Source organism: Acidovorax sp. GW460-11-11-14-LB4, from assembly GCF_059423685.1.
In genome coordinates, this window is record NZ_JBWKYJ010000001.1 from 114723 (window position 1) to 132212 (window position 17490).

General features: G+C 64.9%; 15 protein-coding genes. 11 read left to right on the plus strand and 4 right to left on the minus strand.

Annotated elements, in window-relative coordinates:
• Nucleotides 1–20: 20 nt before the first annotated feature.
• Nucleotides 21–2111 (minus strand): excinuclease ABC subunit UvrB, encoded by a 2091-nt coding sequence (gene uvrB / locus AC07X4_RS00515; protein ID WP_436077230.1) that lies wholly within the window; start codon nt 2109–2111, stop codon nt 21–23.
• A 105-nt stretch (nt 2112–2216) separates the two neighbouring features.
• Between uvrB and AC07X4_RS00520 the strand changes: the two genes are divergently transcribed.
• Together AC07X4_RS00520 and AC07X4_RS00525 are read left to right on the plus strand one after the other, a co-directional pair.
• The gene (locus tag AC07X4_RS00520) at nt 2217–3413 is read left to right on the plus strand and encodes an amino acid aminotransferase (protein ID WP_056063053.1); all 1197 of its coding nucleotides are present in this window, start codon (nt 2217–2219) and stop codon (nt 3411–3413) included.
• A 34-nt stretch (nt 3414–3447) separates the two neighbouring features.
• The gene (locus tag AC07X4_RS00525) at nt 3448–4020 is read left to right on the plus strand and encodes a nucleotidyltransferase family protein (protein ID WP_494738904.1); all 573 of its coding nucleotides are present in this window, start codon (nt 3448–3450) and stop codon (nt 4018–4020) included.
• A gap of 116 nt (nt 4021–4136) precedes the next feature.
• Here the strand turns inward: AC07X4_RS00525 and ygiD are convergent, their stop codons facing one another.
• Entirely contained in the window at nt 4137–5000 is an 864-nt protein-coding gene (gene ygiD / locus AC07X4_RS00530) for a 4,5-DOPA-extradiol-dioxygenase (protein WP_494739021.1), read from the minus strand.
• A 176-nt stretch (nt 5001–5176) separates the two neighbouring features.
• On the opposite strand from ygiD, the gene AC07X4_RS00535 reads away from it, so the two are divergent.
• The 4 genes from AC07X4_RS00535 to AC07X4_RS00550 all read left to right on the plus strand — a co-directional run bounded on the left by AC07X4_RS00535 (nt 5177) and on the right by AC07X4_RS00550 (nt 10203).
• Nucleotides 5177–6067: a CoA transferase gene (locus AC07X4_RS00535; protein ID WP_494738905.1), complete on the plus strand. Its 891-nt coding sequence runs from the start codon at nt 5177–5179 to the stop codon at nt 6065–6067.
• A gap of 16 nt (nt 6068–6083) precedes the next feature.
• Nucleotides 6084–6788, plus strand: coding sequence for a DUF1294 domain-containing protein (locus tag AC07X4_RS00540; RefSeq protein WP_099730356.1), 705 nt, complete (start codon nt 6084–6086; stop codon nt 6786–6788).
• 200 nt (nt 6789–6988) lie between these two features.
• The gene (locus AC07X4_RS00545) at nt 6989–7450 is read left to right on the plus strand and encodes a hypothetical protein (protein ID WP_494738906.1); all 462 of its coding nucleotides are present in this window, start codon (nt 6989–6991) and stop codon (nt 7448–7450) included.
• Between the two features lie 320 nt (nt 7451–7770).
• On the plus strand, nt 7771–10203 hold the full coding sequence (locus AC07X4_RS00550) for an EAL domain-containing protein (RefSeq protein WP_494738907.1): 2433 nt from the start codon (nt 7771–7773) through the stop codon (nt 10201–10203).
• A gap of 148 nt (nt 10204–10351) precedes the next feature.
• On the opposite strand, the gene AC07X4_RS00555 is transcribed toward AC07X4_RS00550, so the two are convergent.
• A complete protein-coding gene (locus AC07X4_RS00555) occupies nt 10352–12766 on the minus strand; it encodes a YgiQ family radical SAM protein (protein ID WP_494738908.1) in 2415 nt (804 codons plus the stop codon).
• Between the two features lie 191 nt (nt 12767–12957).
• On the opposite strand from AC07X4_RS00555, the gene AC07X4_RS00560 reads away from it, so the two are divergent.
• A complete protein-coding gene (locus tag AC07X4_RS00560) occupies nt 12958–13920 on the plus strand; it encodes a bifunctional helix-turn-helix transcriptional regulator/GNAT family N-acetyltransferase (protein WP_494738909.1) in 963 nt (320 codons plus the stop codon).
• Between the two features lie 51 nt (nt 13921–13971).
• Nucleotides 13972–14517: a GNAT family N-acetyltransferase gene (locus tag AC07X4_RS00565; protein ID WP_494738910.1), complete on the plus strand. Its 546-nt coding sequence runs from the start codon at nt 13972–13974 to the stop codon at nt 14515–14517.
• Nucleotides 14518–14558: 41 nt separating this feature from the next.
• Here AC07X4_RS00565 and AC07X4_RS00570 read toward each other — a convergent pair whose 3' ends face one another.
• Nucleotides 14559–14759 carry a hypothetical protein gene (locus AC07X4_RS00570; protein ID WP_260667181.1) on the minus strand — a complete coding sequence of 67 codons (201 nt, stop codon included), beginning with the start codon at nt 14757–14759 and terminating at the stop codon, nt 14559–14561.
• Between the two features lie 226 nt (nt 14760–14985).
• Here AC07X4_RS00570 and AC07X4_RS00575 point away from each other — a divergent pair, with 226 nt between their 5' ends.
• From AC07X4_RS00575 to AC07X4_RS00585, 3 genes are all read left to right on the plus strand, one after another.
• The gene (locus AC07X4_RS00575) at nt 14986–15579 is read left to right on the plus strand and encodes an IMPACT family protein (RefSeq protein WP_288850397.1); all 594 of its coding nucleotides are present in this window, start codon (nt 14986–14988) and stop codon (nt 15577–15579) included.
• Between the two features lie 154 nt (nt 15580–15733).
• On the plus strand, nt 15734–17149 hold the full coding sequence (locus AC07X4_RS00580) for a dihydrolipoyl dehydrogenase (RefSeq protein ID WP_494738911.1): 1416 nt from the start codon (nt 15734–15736) through the stop codon (nt 17147–17149).
• A gap of 100 nt (nt 17150–17249) precedes the next feature.
• Nucleotides 17250–17465: a YjfB family protein gene (locus AC07X4_RS00585; protein ID WP_056744641.1), complete on the plus strand. Its 216-nt coding sequence runs from the start codon at nt 17250–17252 to the stop codon at nt 17463–17465.
• Nucleotides 17466–17490 lie beyond the last annotated feature (25 nt).

Sequence of the window (17490 nt, forward strand, 5' to 3'; positions counted from 1 at the left end):
ATTCCCAATCGCAATCCCTTTTACAAGGCCACGGAATCGCTGCCGTGCGCACCAAAGGCCTGGTCCTTGAGCCGAGTGAGCTGGTCGCGCACCCGGGCCGCCTGCTCGAACTCCAGATTGCGAGCATGTTCCAGCATGAGCTTTTCCAGGCGCTTGATCTCGCGTGCCACGTCTTTCTCGGACATGTCCTCCACCTGCGCGCGCTGCAATGCTTCCTGCTCCAGGCGCTCGGCGTCCTTGCCGGCTTTTTCGCTGTACACGCCGTCAATCAGGTCTCTTACCCGCTTGACAATGCTGCGCGGCGTGATCCCGTTGGCCTCGTTGTATGCGATCTGCTTGATGCGCCGGCGTTCCGTCTCACCCATGGCTTTTTTCATGGAATCGGTCATGCGGTCGGCGTACAGGATGGCATGGCCGTTCAAGTTGCGCGCTGCACGGCCAATGGTCTGTATCAGGCTGCGCTCGGCGCGCAAGAAGCCCTCCTTGTCCGCATCGAGGATCGCCACGAGTGACACCTCAGGAATGTCCAGCCCCTCGCGCAGCAGGTTGATGCCCACCAGCACGTCAAACGCCCCCAGGCGCAGGTCGCGGATGATCTCCACCCGCTCCACGGTGTCCACATCGCTGTGCAGGTAGCGCACCTTGACACCGTTGTCGGTGAGATAGTCGGTCAACTGCTCGGCCATGCGCTTGGTCAACGTGGTAATGAGTACGCGCTCATGCTTTTCTACACGAATGCGTATTTCTTGCAGCACGTCATCCACCTGATGGGTGGCGGGGCGTACCTCCACCACCGGGTCCACCAAGCCCGTGGGGCGCACTACCTGATCCACCACCTGGCCCGCATGGGTCTTTTCGTAGTCGGCTGGCGTGGCCGATACAAAGATCACCTGCCGCATGCGTTGCTCAAACTCCTCGAACTTGAGCGGTCGGTTGTCCAGGGCCGAAGGCAGGCGAAAACCATATTCGACCAGCGTGGTCTTGCGCGAGCGGTCGCCGCTGTACATCGCGTTGAGCTGGCCGATCATCTGGTGGCTTTCGTCCAGAAACATGATCGCGTCCTTGGGCATGTAGTCGGTCAGCGTGCTGGGCGGATCGCCCGGCGCCGCGCCCGACAGGTGGCGCGTGTAGTTCTCGATGCCTTTGCAGTGGCCCACTTCGCTCAGCATTTCCAGATCAAATCGCGTGCGCTGCTCCAGCCGCTGCGCTTCGACCAGCTTGCCGTCAGCCACCAGCTGCTGCAGGCGCTCGGCCAGTTCCAGCTTGATGGTCTCGACCGCCGCCAGCACCTTGTCGCGCGGCGTCACGTAGTGGCTGCTGGGGTACACGGTAAAACGCGGAATCTTCTGCTTGACGCGGCCCGTGAGCGGGTCGAACAGCTGCAGGCTCTCAATCTCGTCGTCAAACAGCTCAATGCGAATCGCCAGCTCGGAGTGTTCGGCCGGGAACACATCGATGGTGTCGCCCCGCACACGGAACTTGCCTCGGCTGAAATCCGCCTCATTGCGCTGGTACTGCATGCGGATCAACTGAGCGATCACGTCCCGCTGCCCCAGCTTGTCCCCCACCCGCAGCGTCATCACCATGCGGTGATAGCTCTCGGGCTCGCCAATGCCGTAGATGGCCGACACAGTGGCCACGATCACCACATCGCGCCGCTCCATCAGGCTCTTGGTGCAAGACAGCCGCATCTGCTCGATGTGCTCGTTGATCGCGCTGTCCTTCTCGATGAACAGATCGCGCTGCGGCACGTAGGCCTCTGGCTGGTAGTAGTCGTAGTAGCTGACGAAATATTCCACGGCGTTCTTGGGAAAGAACTCGCGGAACTCGCTGTACAGCTGCGCGGCCAGTGTCTTGTTGGGCGCAAAGATAATGGCCGGGCGTCCCATGCGCGCGATCACGTTGGCCATGGTGAAGGTCTTGCCCGATCCCGTCACACCCAGCAGCGTCTGGAAGGTTTCCCCATCATTCAGTCCCTCCACCAGCTTGTTGATGGCCTCGGGCTGGTCGCCTGCCGGTGGATACGGCTGGAACAGTTCAAACGGGGAATCGGGGAAGCGGACGAACTCGCCGTCTTGCTTTTCAGTTATGACTTCTGTGATATCCGGCATGGGGGCGGTCAACGGGTGGTGAAGGCGGGCCGTTAAAATCGGCCGAACCCGGCACAGTACACCACGCCCGGATTCTTCGCTACTGACAACCTTTCAAGGATTTTCATGTCTCTGTTCACCGCCGTCGAAATGGCCCCCCGCGACCCCATCCTGGGCCTCAACGAGCAATTCAACGCCGACACCAACCCCAACAAGGTCAACCTGGGCGTCGGCGTTTATTTCGACGACAACGGCAAGCTGCCCCTGCTGCAATGTGTGCAGGCCGCAGAAAAGACCATGATGTCCACCCCCACGGCCCGTGGCTACCTGCCCATCGACGGCATCGTGGCGTACGACAACGCCGTCAAGAGCCTGGTGTTCGGCGCTGAGAGCGAACCCGTGAAGTCTGGCCGCGTAGCCACCGTGCAGGCCATCGGCGGCACCGGCGGCCTCAAGATCGGTGCCGATTTCCTGAAGAAGGTCAGCCCCAACGCCAAGGTGCTGATCTCCGACCCCAGCTGGGAAAACCACCGCGCGCTGTTCACCAACGCCGGTTTTGAAGTGGACACCTACGCGTACTACGACGCTGAAAAGCGCGGCGTGAACTTCGAAGGTTTCCTGGCCAGCCTGAATGCAGCCGCCCCCGGCACCATCGTCGTGCTGCACGCCTGCTGCCACAACCCCACCGGCTACGACATCACCGCCGCGCAGTGGGACCAGGTCATCGCCGTCGTCAAGGCCAAGGGCCTGACGCCCTTCCTGGACATGGCCTACCAGGGCTTTGGCCACGGCATCGCCGAAGACGGCGCCGTGATCGGCAAGTTTGTGGCTGCCGGCCTGAACTTCTTTGTGTCCACATCTTTCAGCAAGAGCTTCAGCCTGTACGGCGAACGCGTGGGCGGCCTGTCGGTGCTGTGCGCCGACAAAGAAGAAGCCAGCCGCGTGCTGAGCCAACTGAAGATCGTGATTCGCACCAACTACTCCAACCCACCCATCCACGGTGGCGCGGTGGTGGCCGCCGTGCTGAACAACCCCGAGCTGCGCGCCATGTGGGAACAAGAACTGGCCGAAATGCGCGTGCGCATCAAGGCTATGCGCCAGAAGCTGGTCGATGGCCTGAAGGCCGCCGGTGTGAAGCAGGACATGAGCTTCATCACCACGCAGATCGGCATGTTCAGCTACTCCGGCCTGTCCAAGGACCAGATGGTGCGCCTGCGCAACGAGTTCGGCGTGTACGGTACTGACACCGGCCGCATGTGCGTGGCCGCCCTGAACAGCAAGAACATCGACTACGTCTGCCAGGCCATTGCAAAGGTCGTCTGAGCACGATAAGGAAGCGGCGCTCGCGCGCCGCTTTGTGAGCGAAACGCTCCAGAACCCGCACAACGCGGCCCTTCTGGAGCGTTTGCCGTTTCTGGGCCTGCCCGACGGGTGGCTGGTGGCGGGCTGCCTGTTCCAGACGGTGTGGAACCTGCACTCTGGCCTTGAGCCCACCGCGAACATCAAGGACTACGACCTGTTCTACTTCGACGGCAACGACTTGTCCGAATCGGCGGAGCAGCAGGTGCAAGCCCAAGTCACCGCCCTCTTCGCCGACCTGCCCATCACCGTCGAAGCCAAGAACCAGGCCCGCGTGCACCTCTGGTACGAACGCTGGTTTGGTTACCCGTATGCGCCGCTGCAGTCCGCCCGCAACGGGATCGAGCGTTTTCTGGTGCCCTGCACCTGCGTGGGCCTGCAACCTGCCATCACCCCCGGCGTTGCTCAGCCCACGCTGTACGCGCCGTACGGACTGGAAGAGCTGTACGCAGGACTTCTCAAACCCAACCCCGCCTGCCCGCACCTGCCGTTGTTTGAGGCCAAAGCGCAAAGCTACCGCGAACGCTGGCCGTGGCTGACGATCCAGACCGCAGGTCACGCGACGGCCTGAAGACGCCCCACCGCTGCGGCGCGGCGATTTCAGGCATTTTTGGCCTCAAGCGCTAGATGTACATGCGCCAATAGCTATCAAAAATGAAGCACTCAATCGGCTTCAGAAAGCATTCATCAGCCCCACAGCACCGACCGCATCGAGATCGATGCCGACTGATAGCCCGTGTTGAAAAAGCGGGGCATCTCGCTGGGCAGCACGGCTCCCACTGCGTAAAGCAGCGGCAGGTAGTGCTCGTAAGTGGGGTGCGCCTGCTGGGCCACGGCGCCCAGCTTCTGAAAGTCCTGCAAGGCGCCCAGCTGGCCCTTCTTGATCTGCTCCTGCACCACGGTGTCGAACTCCGTGGCCCAGTCGTAGGCTTCGTTGGCAGCCGAGCCACGGCGGGATGCGCGCAGGTTGTGCACGATGTTGCCGCTGCCCACGATGAGCACGCCCCGCTCGCGCAAGGCCTTGAGTTGCTGGCCCAGTGCGTAGTGCTCAGCCGGTGCTCGGCTGTAGTCCATGCTGAGCTGCATCACCGGAATGCGCGCCTGGGGAAACATGGGCTTGAGCACCGACCAGGTGCCGTGGTCCAGCCCCCACTCGCCCTCGTCCACACCGAGGGCGGCGCCCGTGGCAGGAGATTTCAGCTCCTTGGCCAGGCTGCGCGCCACGGCCGGTGCGCCCGGCACGGGGTACTGCTGGTCGAACAGCGCCTGGGGGAAGCCGCCAAAGTCGTGGATGGTTTTGGGGTTGGCCATGCCGGTGAGCTGCCAGCCACCACGCGTGAGCCAGTGGGCCGACACACACAGGATGAGCTGCGGCTGCACGGCGCGCGCCATCAGTTCCGCACCCATGGCCTGCCAGCTGCGGCGCCAGGCGTTGTCCTCGATGGCGTTCATGGGGCTGCCGTGGCCCACAAACAGCACGGGCATGCGGGGCGAGGGCTTGAGCGCCTGCAATGCAGATGCCGTAGCGGCGCTGCTCAGGGACGTGGTCATGAAAGCTCCCGGAAAGGCGGCCAGGCCCGTGAGGGCGGCCAAAGAGGTTCTGCGTTGCATGGGTCAAGGAGCGTAACAAATTATGTATAACGCAGGGAGTGAGCCCGCGCACGCCCCTGAAGTTCCGGCGCCGCGCCTTCCTTTCAAAACCACAACACCGAGACAAGCCCCCACCCATGACAAACGCCCTGCCCCAGCCCCTGCGCAATGTCCGCGTCTTGAGCCTCGCGCTGAACCTGCCCGGCCCCGCCGCCCTGATGCGCTGCGCCCGCATGGGAGCCCAATGCACCAAGCTCGAACCGCCTCCAGTCCCCGGCTACCCCAGCGCGGACCCCATGGGCATCTACAGCCCGGCGGCCTACGCCACGCTGCACCAAGGCGTGCGCGTGGTGCATGCCCACCTCAAAACGCCCGAAGGCCAGGCCACGCTGCATGCAGAGCTGGCAAGCACCGATGTGCTGATCACCTCGTTCCGTCCGTCGGCCCTGGCCAAGCTGGGCCTCTCCTGGGAGGCGCTTCAATCAAAGTATCCACACCTCTCGCTGGTACGCATCGTGGGCGCGGCGGCCGAGCGGGCCGAGGAGCCCGGCCATGACCTCACCTACCTGGCTGATGCGGGCCTGGTGACCGGCACCGAGATGCCACCCACCCTGTACGCCGACATGGGCGGCGCCCTGATGGCCAGCGAAGCCGTGCTGCAGGCCCTGCTGGAGCGCGCCCACACAGGCAACGGCGTGTGCATCGAAGTCGCCCTGGCCGACGCCGCTGCCTGGCTGGCCCAGCCACGCGACTGGGGCCTGACCACCCCCGAGGGCGACGTGGGGGGCAACCACGCAGGCTACCGCATCTACCCCTGCGCCGACGGCCGCGTGGCCGTGGCCGCGTTGGAACCCCACTTCGCCGCCAGCCTGTGTGCTGCCGCAGGCTTGCCCGCCACGGGCGACCCGCAGGTGCTGCGCGCCCCCGCCACCCACGCGGCCGTGGCGGCGTTCTTGCACACACAGACCCGCGCGCAGCTTGATGCTTTGGCGGTGGCGCAAGACATTCCTTTGCACACCCTGGCCTGAAAGCACTTCCTGACCGATGCAGAAACAAGGCACCGTCGTCCGCTGGGACGCCAGCCGCGCCTTCGGCTTTATCCGCAGCCCTGACACGTCCGCCGATGTGTTCTTTCATGTGCGGGACTACCGGGGTACCACCCCGCCCCGCGAAGGGCTCGCCGTGGTGTACGAGGAGATTCATGTCGGCGGAAAAGGGCCCCGGGCCATGGCAGTGTTGCCCACTGCACACGCGGGTGGCGCGTTCCAGCCCCGCAGCACGGCACCGACGCAGCCGCCCCCTGCGCACCCCACGCGGCGCGCGCCGGTGCAACGGGCGGGGCAACCTCAAGCACCCAGGCGCAGGCGCCCTGTGACGGCCATCGAACCGACCACTCCCACCGGCTCGGCGCTGATACGGCTACTCATGCTCGGCTGGGCGGGGCTGCTGGCCTGGGGCCTCTGGGCAGGCCGACTACCGTGGTGGGTGCTGGGCGCGGCGGTCGCCGTCAACCTCCTGACCTTTCTGGTCTACGCCATCGACAAAAGCGCCGCGCAAAACGGCCGGTGGCGCACCAAGGAAAGCCACCTGCACCTGCTGAGCCTTGCAGGCGGCTGGCCCGGCGCATGGTGGGCCCAGCAGTGGCTGCGGCACAAATCCCGCAAGGCGGAGTTTCGCGCGGTGTATTGGGCGACGGTGGTGCTGCATTGCGCGGCGCTGGGGGCCTGGCTGGGCGGATGGCTGGGCTAGCAGATGCGGTCAAAAAATAACAAATTGATAGCAACCACCCCATGAAACACTAGCGCACCAAGCGCTTTTGGCACATATTCTCTTGACCCAGCCCCCTGCAACGCAAAGCGGGCTGACGCACAGATGGCCCGCTGGCCTACACAGCACGCTGGGAGGCCCGGTTTCAATCCCAAAGGTCTGAAACACTTCGGGAGATGCCCATGAAACCCCTCGTCCTTGATTCCACCATGACCACCATGGGCGGCGTTTTCTACCCCACCGGCCAGGTGTTTGCGCTGTTCCCCGACGAGGACTGCGCCCGCCAGGCCGCACTCGCATTGCAGGCAGCAGGCCATCAGGGCGATGTCGCCTACGCCAGCCCCGAAGTCATCCTGCAAGAAATTGTGCACACCCTGGGCACTGCAGATGCGCCGCTGCCATCTGTGGGCGCCGAAGGCGACATGGTGCGGCGCATTGCCGACCTGGCGGGCTCCGGCCACCACGGCATTCTGATCGCAATGAACGACAAGGACGACACCGACACGCTGGTGGCAGCCATTGCCCCCGAAGGCGCGGTCACGGCGTTCTATTACCGCACCTTCATCATCGAAGACCTGATCTCGCAGCCCGCAAACGATGGCCCGCAGTCCGTGCTGGTGGGCACCCACGCTGCGGCGCCGTAAACACCGGCTTCTGCCAGGCCGGGCAACACCTGGGCGGAGCCAGCGATGGCCCGCCGCGCGCAGGTTCAGGTGCGGGTGCGCATCGGCATGGCGACCATTCCCCGCAGGCACAAGGGGTTGCCAAACTTTGCATGCGCTGGCAAGTTGATCTCTATATAGTGGGTCGGAAGCACCGCACCGCCGAATCAGCCACCCGTTCCAGGACAACCCTGGACCGCAGGCATTGACGGAGCATGCGGACACACTGATGAGGGCGCGCCGGATGGGGCCACCAGGCATCACTGGCGCAAGCCGCTTGGCACGAGGCGAGGGAGCCATCCATGGATGTATTGCAGCCGGTCGAGCGAAGGCCTGTGTCGTTGACGTTGCGGGTGACCTGGCCTTTCATCACCATGGTGTTGCTGCTGGCGGTGTGCGCCACGGCCAGCCTGCATGTTTTGTCCTCGGTGCGTGCCTTCGTCGCTGGCGAAAGCCTATGGACCAAAGGCCAGAAGGACGCCATCTATTTTCTCAACCAGTACGCCATCACCGGCTCCCCCCAGGCCTTTGAAGGGTTCACCCGCGCCATGGAGATCCCGCTGGGCGACCGGGCGGCCCGGCTGGCCCTGGAGCCAGGCCAGGTGCAGACGGATGTGGCGCGCGACGGCTTTCTGCGCGGTGGCAACCACCCCGATGACATTGACGGCCTGATCTGGCTGTTGCGCTACTTTGACGGCTTTGATCTGGTGAAGAAGCCGGTAGACCAATGGCTGGTGGGCGACGAGTACATCCGTGCGCTGCGCGAGCTGTCGCACGAGATCCACCAGCGCAACACCGCCGGCACGGCGGACGCCCCCACCCGCGAACGGTGGCAGAACACCATCCGCGAGATCAACGCGGGCGTGACCCCGGCGGCCCGGAACTTCAGCGAGGCCCTGGGCGAAAGCTCGCGCCACATCGTGCTCCTGCTGATGTGGACCAACATGGGCATGGCCCTGGTGCTGATTCTTCTGACCCTGTGGCACACGCACAAGTTGCTGGCCCAGCGCCAGAATGCAGAGCGCGCCCTGGAGGTCGAGCGGGAACAGGCGCGCACCACGCTGGCCGCCATTGGCGATGCCGTGGTGACGACCAACATCCACGGCGAGGTCACCTACATGAATCCTGCCGCAGAAACCTTGCTGGCCCGCCCGGCCGCCCAGGCCACCGGGCAACCTCTGGCGCAGTTGCTGGTCTTCGAAGGTGATGCACCACCCCTGTCGGCCGACGCCCTGGTGCAGACGCTGCTGCGCAGCGATGGTGCTGCCAAGGGCAACATCCACCGCACCCTGGTGCGACCGGACCAGAGCATCGTTCCAGTGAGGCTGGTGGGCTCTCCCATCCGGCACCGGGGTGTGCTGACCGGGGCGGTGCTGGCGCTGCACGACGTCACGCGCGAGCAGCACTATGTAGAGCAGCTCTCGTGGCAGGCCAGCCATGATGCGCTGACGGGCCTGGTGAACCGGCGCGAGTTCGAGCACCGGCTTGAAGCCCTGCTCAGCCACCCGCGCCAGCCGGGCCGCGAGGGCTCGCTGCTCTACGTGGACATGGACCAGTTCAAGCTCATCAACGACACCTGCGGCCACCAGGCCGGCGACGAGATGCTGCGGGAGGTCTGCCGCATGCTGCAAAGCCACCTGCGCGAAGGCGACACGCTGGCACGACTGGGCGGCGACGAATTCGGCATCCTGCTCAAGGACTGCCCCGTTGGCCCCTCGGCGCGTATTGCAGAGCAATTGCGCCAGGCTGGCCAGGACCTGCGCCTGGCCTGGGAAGGCCAGCAGCTCAGTACGGGCCTCTCCATCGGCATGGTGCAGCTCATCCCAGCGCTCACCTCCATCCAGGAGGCCATGCGCGTGGCCGACATGGCCTGCTACCGTGCCAAGGAAGGCGGGCGCAACAGGGTGTTCATCTACCAGCCCGAAGACATCGAGATGACCCGGCGCGAAGGCGACATGGACTGGGTGCGGCGCCTGCGCCTGGCGCTGGAGCACAACCGTTTCCAGCTGTATGCGCAGACCATCCGCGCGCTGCAAGGCACCGGTGATGAAGGCCTGCACATGGAGGTGCTGCTGCGCCTGCGCGAGGAGGAAAACGGCCAGCTGGTGGCGCCAGGCACCTTCATCCCGGCCGCCGAGCACTACGGGATGATGCCGTCCATCGACCGCTGGGTGATCCGCCACACACTGCAGGCGCTGGCGCAGCACCAGCGCACCCCGGGCGCCCAGCCGCTACACACCTGCGCCATCAACCTCTCGGGCACCAGCCTGGGCGACGACAGCCTGCTCAAGTACATCCGCACCACGCTCACCGAATCCGGGCTGGACCCCGCGCTGCTGTGCTTCGAGATCACCGAGACCAGCGCGATATCGCACCTGCCCAACGCGGTGCGCCTGATGAAGGAGCTGCAGCAACTGGGCTGCAGGTTCGCGCTCGATGACTTCGGCGCGGGCATGTCGTCCTTCACCTACCTCAAGCACCTGCCGGTGAACTACCTCAAGATCGACGGCGCTTTCGTGAAGGACCTTCTGCAAGACCCCACCAACCGTGCCATGGTGGAAATGATCCACCGCATCGGCCACGTGATGGGCAAGCAGACGATTGCCGAGTTCTCCGAGTCCGAAGCCACCGTGGATGCGTTGCGACTCATCGGCGTGAACTACGCCCAAGGCTATGCGGTGGCAAAGCCCGTGCCGCTGTCGGAATGTCTGGCAAGGGACTACACGACCGCCTGACAACCGCGCGGGCCTGGCGCGCCTGAGTTCCGCCACCCCGCCGATGCGGTTGGTGCGGCATGCCAGCGCCCCGTTTCAGCCTGCAGATGCAATGGGCAGATGGACGCCCTGCCCGCCCCGCCACGCAAGCAGGCAAGCAGGCAGCGGACTATCGCGCTTTCTTGAACGGTTTGCCGCCCGCAGCTGGCTTGGCCGCGCCCCCGGTTACGCGCGGTGGCAGGCCCGTGTGCTGGGTCAGGATGCGCCCCTTGGTGGGCTGCTGCACCGTGCGCGACGCAGCTGCCACGGCGGGCTTGGCCCCTGTCGGGGTCGAGTTCTTGCGCCGCGCGCTCTGGTAACCACCGTCGGTGAGCGGCTGGAAGGTCGGGATCAGGTGGTGCTTGCCGTTGCCGATCAGGTCCGCCCGGCCCATGGCCTTGAGCGCATCGCGCAGCAGCGGCCAGTTGTTCGGGTCATGGTAGCGCAGGAAGGCCTTGTGCAGGCGGCGGCGCTTTTCGCCGCGCACGATGTCCACAGACTCTTCATCCACATCGCGCATTTCGCGGCGCACGCGGGTCAGCGTGTTGCGGCCCGAGTGGTACATGGCCGTGGCCGTGGCCATGGGGCTGGGATAGAAGGTCTGCACCTGGTCGGCGCGGAAGCCGTTCTTCTTCAGCCAGATGGCGAGGTTCATCATGTCCTCGTCACTGGTGCCCGGGTGCGCGGCGATGAAGTACGGGATCAGGAACTGCTTCTTGCCCGCCTCTTCGCTGAACTTCTCGAACATCTGCTTGAACTTGTCATAGCTGCCGATGCCCGGCTTCATCATCTTGGTGAGCGGGCCCTGCTCGGTGTGTTCGGGCGCGATCTTGAGGTAGCCGCCCACGTGGTGCTGTACCAGCTCCTTCACGTACTCGGGCGATTTCACCGCCAGGTCGTAGCGCAGGCCCGATCCGATGAGTATCTTCTTGATGCCCTTGAGCGCGCGGCCACGGCGGTAGATCTTGATCAGCGGGCCGTGATCGGTGGTGAGGTTCTGGCAGATGCCGGGGTACACGCAGCTGGGCTTGCGGCAGGCGGCCTCGATCTCGGGGCTGCGGCAGCCCAGGCGGTACATGTTGGCCGTGGGGCCACCCAGGTCGCTGATGGTGCCTGTGAAGCCCTTGACCTTGTCGCGGATGTCCTCGATCTCCTGGATGATCGAATCTTCCGATCGGCTCTGGATGATGCGGCCCTCGTGCTCGGTGATGGAGCAAAAGGTGCAGCCGCCAAAGCAGCCGCGCATGATGTTGATGGAGAACCGGATCATCTCCCACGCGGGGATCTTGGTCGCGCCGTCATGGCTGCCGTTTTCGTCGGCGTAGCTAGGGTGCGGGCCACGCGCGTAAGGCAGGTCGAACACGTAGTCCATCTCGGCCGTGGTCAGCGGGATGGGGGGCGGGTTGATCCACACATCACGCGCCGTCACACCCTCGCCATGGGCCTGCACCAGTGCACGCGCGTTGCCAGGGTTGGTCTCCAGGTGCAGCACGCGGTTGGCGTGGGCGTAGAGCACGGGGTCGCTTTTGACCTGCTCGTAGCTGGGCAGGCGGATCACGCTCTTCTCGCGTGGGGGCACCTTGAGCTTGGCCTTGAGCGCCGGATTGGCAACGAACTGGATCGGCTGAATGGCAGGGTTGGGGCTGTTTTGGCCGGTAGCGCCGGTGTTATTTGCGGTGCCCGCTACAGAATCAGTAGCATTCCCATCCTCTTTGCTGCAGGTGCTGCCTTGGGCCGCAGCCTGCTCGCTGGTGGTCATGTACGGGTTGATGTGCGCCTCTACGCGGCCGGGCTCGTCCACCGTGGTGGAGTCGATCTCGAACCAGCCCTTGCCGCTCTCGTCGTCCGGTCGGCGCACAAAGGCCGTGCCGCGCACATCGGTGATCTGCTCCACCGGTTCACGCGCTGCGATGCGGTGGGCTACTTCAACAAGCGCACGCTCGGCGTTCCCGTACAGCAGCAGATCGCACTTGCTGTCCACCACGATGGAGCGGCGCACCTTGTCGCTCCAGTAGTCGTAGTGGGCGATACGGCGCAGGCTGCCTTCAATGCCGCCCAGGATGATGGGCACGTCCTTGTAGGCCTCGCGGCAGCGCTGGCTGTAGACGATGGCCGCACGATCGGGGCGCTTGCCGCCCACGTCGCCGGGGGTGTAGGCGTCATCGCTGCGGATCTTCCGGTCGGCGGTATACCGGTTGATCATCGAATCCATGTTGCCCGCCGTCACGCCCCAAAACAGGTTGGGCTTGCCCAGTGCTTTGAACGGCTCGGCGCTCTGCCAGTCGGGCTGGGCGATGATGCCCACGCGAAAGCCCTGCGCCTCCAGCGTGCGGCCGATCACGGCCATGCCAAAGCTCGGGTGGTCCACATACGCGTCGCCCGTCACCAGGATGATGTCGCAGCTGTCCCAGCCCAGTTTCTCCATCTCGGCGCGGCTCATCGGCAGGAACGGTGCCGTGCCAAAGCGCTTGGCCCAGTACGGACGGTAGCTGGTCAAGGGCTTTGCGGCGCGCGCAAAAAAGGAGACGTCAACGGGGGCGTTCATGCAAAGGGGGTCGCGGCCGCCCCCGGTGCGATGGGGGCCTTCGTGGGGCGCGTCTGTGGTGGATAACCCGTGATTTTACGTTGGCGGACGGTTTTTGTCGCCTTGGCGGCCCTTGCCCCTCACTGTTACAGGCTTGATGGCCGTCAGACATATACTTGCTTTTGTCAATTAATTAACTGACAGAGGCATTTATGAGCGACAACACCTCTACCCTTCCCGAGTCCGTCCCGGTGCCTGCGAGTACGGTGAAAGCCGTGCGCCGGTTCAACCGCTTCATCACCCGCCGCATTGGCGTGCTGGACCCGTACCTGGGCAGCAAGCTGTCGCTGACCGACGTGCGCGTGCTCTACGAACTGGCCCATCGCGAAGCCCCTGTGGCCAGCGAACTCGCGCGGGAGCTGGGGCTGGACGGCGGGTACATGAGCAGGATATTGCGGCGTTTTGAGCAGGCCGGGTGGATAGAACGGCATGCCAACACCAAGGACGCGCGGCAAAGCCTGGTCACGCTCACCGCTGCCGGACGCGAGGCGTTCGAGCCGCTGCAGCAGCGTTCGCGCGACGAAGCTGCCGCACTGCTGGCCCCCTTGCCCCCGGCTCGGCGCCAGGAGGTCGTGGAGGCCATGGAACGGATCGAAGCCCTGCTGTCCTCCCCCTCCAACGCGGCGGATGGCACCCGAATCGCCGTCCTGCGCGACCCTTTGCCCGGCGACATGGGCTGGGTAGTGCAGCAGCATGGCGAGATCTATGGGCGCGAGTACGGCTGGGACAACCGTTTTGAGGCCTTGGTGGCAGACATCGCAGCGCAGTTCTTGCGCAAGTTCCAGCCTGCATGGGAGAAAGCCTGGATCGCCGAGCTGGACGGCGAGCGCGTGGGCTCGGTGTTTGTGGTGCGCAAATCTGCCACAACGGCGCAGCTGCGCATGCTCATCCTCAGCCCCAAAGCCAGGGGCCTCGGCCTGGGCGCCCGCCTCACCGACGAATGCATTGCCTTTGCGCGTGCAAAAGGTTACAAAAAGATGGTTTTATGGACCAACAGCTGCCTCACGGCTGCGCGCGGCATCTACGGTCAGCGCGGTTTTCGGCTGGTCAAGACCGAGCCCTACGAAGGCTTTGGTCAGCAATTGGTGGGAGAGACCTGGGAGCTGAAGCTTTGAAATGAGGCAACACGACCAGCGGCCTTCAACGCGAGGCCACGGAGTATCTCGATGACTTTGTCCGATTCGCTTTTGATTCGCCCGGTCACGGCCGACGATGACCTCGCACGCCTGACCACCCTCATCCACTGCGCCTATGCACCCCACGCGCTGCGGGGTCTGCGCTACTGGGGCACCCACCAGTCTGTGGAAGATACGGCGAAGCGGTTTGCTTCAGGCACGGGGTTGGTGATGCTGGACGGCGAAGACTATGTGGGCACCGCCACGCTGCGACCGCCTCAACCCGAATCCTCAGTGCCGCTGTACCGCGACCCTTCGGTGTGGTCTTTGTGCCAGTTCTGCATCACCCCTGACGCCAAAGGCCGGGGTTACGGCACACAGCTGCACGCTTATGCCCTGGACTATGCCCGCAGAGCGGGCGCCCGGGTGATGGCGCTGGACACTGCGCAACCGGCAACGGCCTTGATAGCGATGTATGAATCCTGGGGTTACCGGGTGGTCGGCGAGTGCGACTGGCGCCCTTTGACCAACTACACCAGCGTGCTCATGGCACGCGACCTGGGCGCAGTAGACGATTGCGTGGGCAACACCGGCTGAAGGGACGCTGCGTGGCTTGTTACGTCACGCAGTACGCCGTATCACCACTCACCGATTTCCCGCACGCGCTGCGCCAGGTCCGGCATCTCGTCGTCGTGCTCTTCCATTGCGTTTGGCATCGCGCCGGTCGATGCCACCGTGCTGGCACCCGATGCCTGGGATACCGAGGGAGAGATGAAACGGCCGAACAGATGGCTGGCGAGGGAGGTAGGCAAAGGTGCAGAGAGCGAAGTGGCAAACATGGCGGTTCCTTTTCTGATGGCCCGGGTGCTTTCAAATGCGTAGCAACAGCGTAGGCCACAGCAACAAGTTCGCAGTGTAGGAACGCACGCCTATGGCACGTGTGACAGAACGCACATTCCCACCGCGATTTGTGCCGATCCACACCCTTCAGGGTCCGGGCTGTGACTTCCGTCACACACGGCCCCCTGCTGGCACCCAAAGCGCTCGCCGTACACTCGCTGCCCCATGCCCCAGACTCTGGCTGCCCCGGCGCACAGCGAACTCATCATCAAGAAAAGCCGCTTCATCGGCTGCGTGCAGCCTATGGCCGACCGCGCCAGCGCGCAGGCGGCAGTGGATGCGCTGTGGAAGCAACACCCTGGCGCAGCCCATATCTGCTGGGCGCTACTGGCGGGCGGACAGTCGGCTGCAGTGGACGACGGCGAGCCCGGCGGCACCGCCGGCCGCCCTATGCTGGACGTGTTGCGCCACCAGGATCTGGAAGGCGTGCTGGCCACGGTGGTGCGCTACTTTGGCGGCGTCAAGCTGGGCGCGGGCGGCCTGGTGCGTGCCTACACCGACACCGTTGCCCAGGCACTGCTGACGGCCCCCAAGGTCACGCTGCAGCGCATGGCCCTGCTGCAGTGCCAGGTGCCCTATGCCCTGGAAGGCCTGCTGCGCCGCGAAATTGAAGCTGCTGGCGCCGAATTGGTGGACGTGCAGCATGGCACGCTGGTCACCTTGCAGCTGCGCCTGCCCCAGACGCAAGCCGCCCCTTTTGTCCAACGCATCAACGACCACGGGCAAGGCCGAGTGGGCTGGACGGACCCCGAGGCCTGACCGGACGCCGAGACCCGGCCCCCAAAGGGCAACAAGCTCGGTTTTCACATGCGCGCAAGCGCCCTCATCGGCCTCACTGAAACGGCCTGTGCGCCTACAACGTTGCGGCGGCTCGCGCGTCACACTCCGGGTTTTCAGACTCCGAGAAAGCCCCATGGCCCAACCGCTCGACACCATCATCATTGGCGCAGGCACGGCGGGCCTGGCCGCGCTGCGTGAAGTGCGCAAGCGCACCGACCGCTACCTCATTGTCAATGAAGGCCCCTGGGGCACTACCTGCGCCCGCGTGGGCTGCATGCCGTCCAAAGCGCTGATCGAGGCGGCCAACGCTTTTCACCGTCGCCACACCTTTGAAGCATTTGGCCTTCGGGGCGCCAGTGCATTGACCGCCGACCTGCCTTCCGTGCTCCAGCGCGTGCGCGCACTGCGCGACGACTTCGTGGCGGGCGCCCTCAAAGCCACCAATGAACTGGGCAGCAACCAGGTGCCAGGGCGCGCCACGCTGCTGGGGCCGCGTTTGGTGGACATTGATGGCACGGCTTACGCCACGCGCAGCATCATCATCGCCACGGGATCACGCCCCCGTGTGCCCGAGGCATGGCTGGCGTTTGGCGACCGCATGCTCACCACCGACACCTTGTTCGAACAACCAACCCTAGGCCCCCGCATTGCAGTGATCGGCATGGGCCCGATTGGAGTGGAGCTGTCGCAAGCGCTCGCGCGGTTGGGCCTGCAGGTGGCTGCGTTCACCACTGGCCACACGCTGGCTGGCTTGAGCGACCCAACGCTGAATGCCGAGCTGGCGGCCCTGCTCAAGCAGGACATGGTGCTGCACATGGGCGCCGAGGCGCAGCTGCGCGAAGTGCCTGGAGGCATTGAAGTCGCCAGCGGCGCCAACCGCGTGGTAGTGGACCAGGTCATCGCCGCCATGGGCCGGGTGCCCAATATTGAACACCTGGGACTGGAGACACTGGGCGTACCGCTGGATGCGCGCGGCCTGCCCACCGTAGACCCACAAACCCAGCAAATTGGCAATTTGCCGGTGTTTCTGGCGGGTGACGCCAACACCCACGCCCCGTTGCTGCACGAGGCGGCCGATGAAGGCCATATTGCAGGCCTGAACGCCCTGGCCACCACTCCCACGCGCTTTCGGCGGCGCACCTTGCTGTCCATCGTGTTCGCCGACCCCAACGTGGCCGTGGTGGGACCGCGCGTGGCCGACATGGACGCGCACAGCACCGTCACCGGCACCGCCAGCTACACAAACCAGGGCCGTGCCCGCACCGCCCAGCGCAACCATGGACGCCTGTGCGTCTATGCGGACCATGCCAGTGGTCGCCTGCTGGGCGCCGAGCTGTGCACCCCTGACGGCGAGCACCTGGCGCACCTGCTGGCCTTGGCCGTGCAGCAGCAACTGACAGTGCACGACCTCTTGGGCATGCCCTTCTATCACCCCACGCTGGAAGAAGGCCTGCGCACCGCCTTGCGCGACGCAGCCCGCCAGCTGCCACACACCCACGCCTCCGACCTGGCCGCCTGCCCAGCCCTTGGGGTACCCGCGCTGGACTAGGCGGAGCACTACAGAGCAGGTCCACGACCGCTGAACATGTAACAACGCTCAAGCCGCGTTCTGCCGCGCCGATAACCCTCCATTGCCCCGAGGAGTCACCATGGACGTCGCCCTGACCAACAGCATCGTCAACACCGCTACCAATCTGGCCAGCGCCAAGACGTCGGACGCCTTGAACATGGTGGTACTGAAAAAGGCGCTGGACATGCAGGCCGTATCGGCCGCCACCATGATCGACGCCATGCAGCAGTCCATGCCCCAGCCCCAGCTGGCCACCAGCGGCACGCTGGGCACCAACGTCAACACCTTCGCCTGAGAGGCTGAGCCCCTCCCGTCTGGGC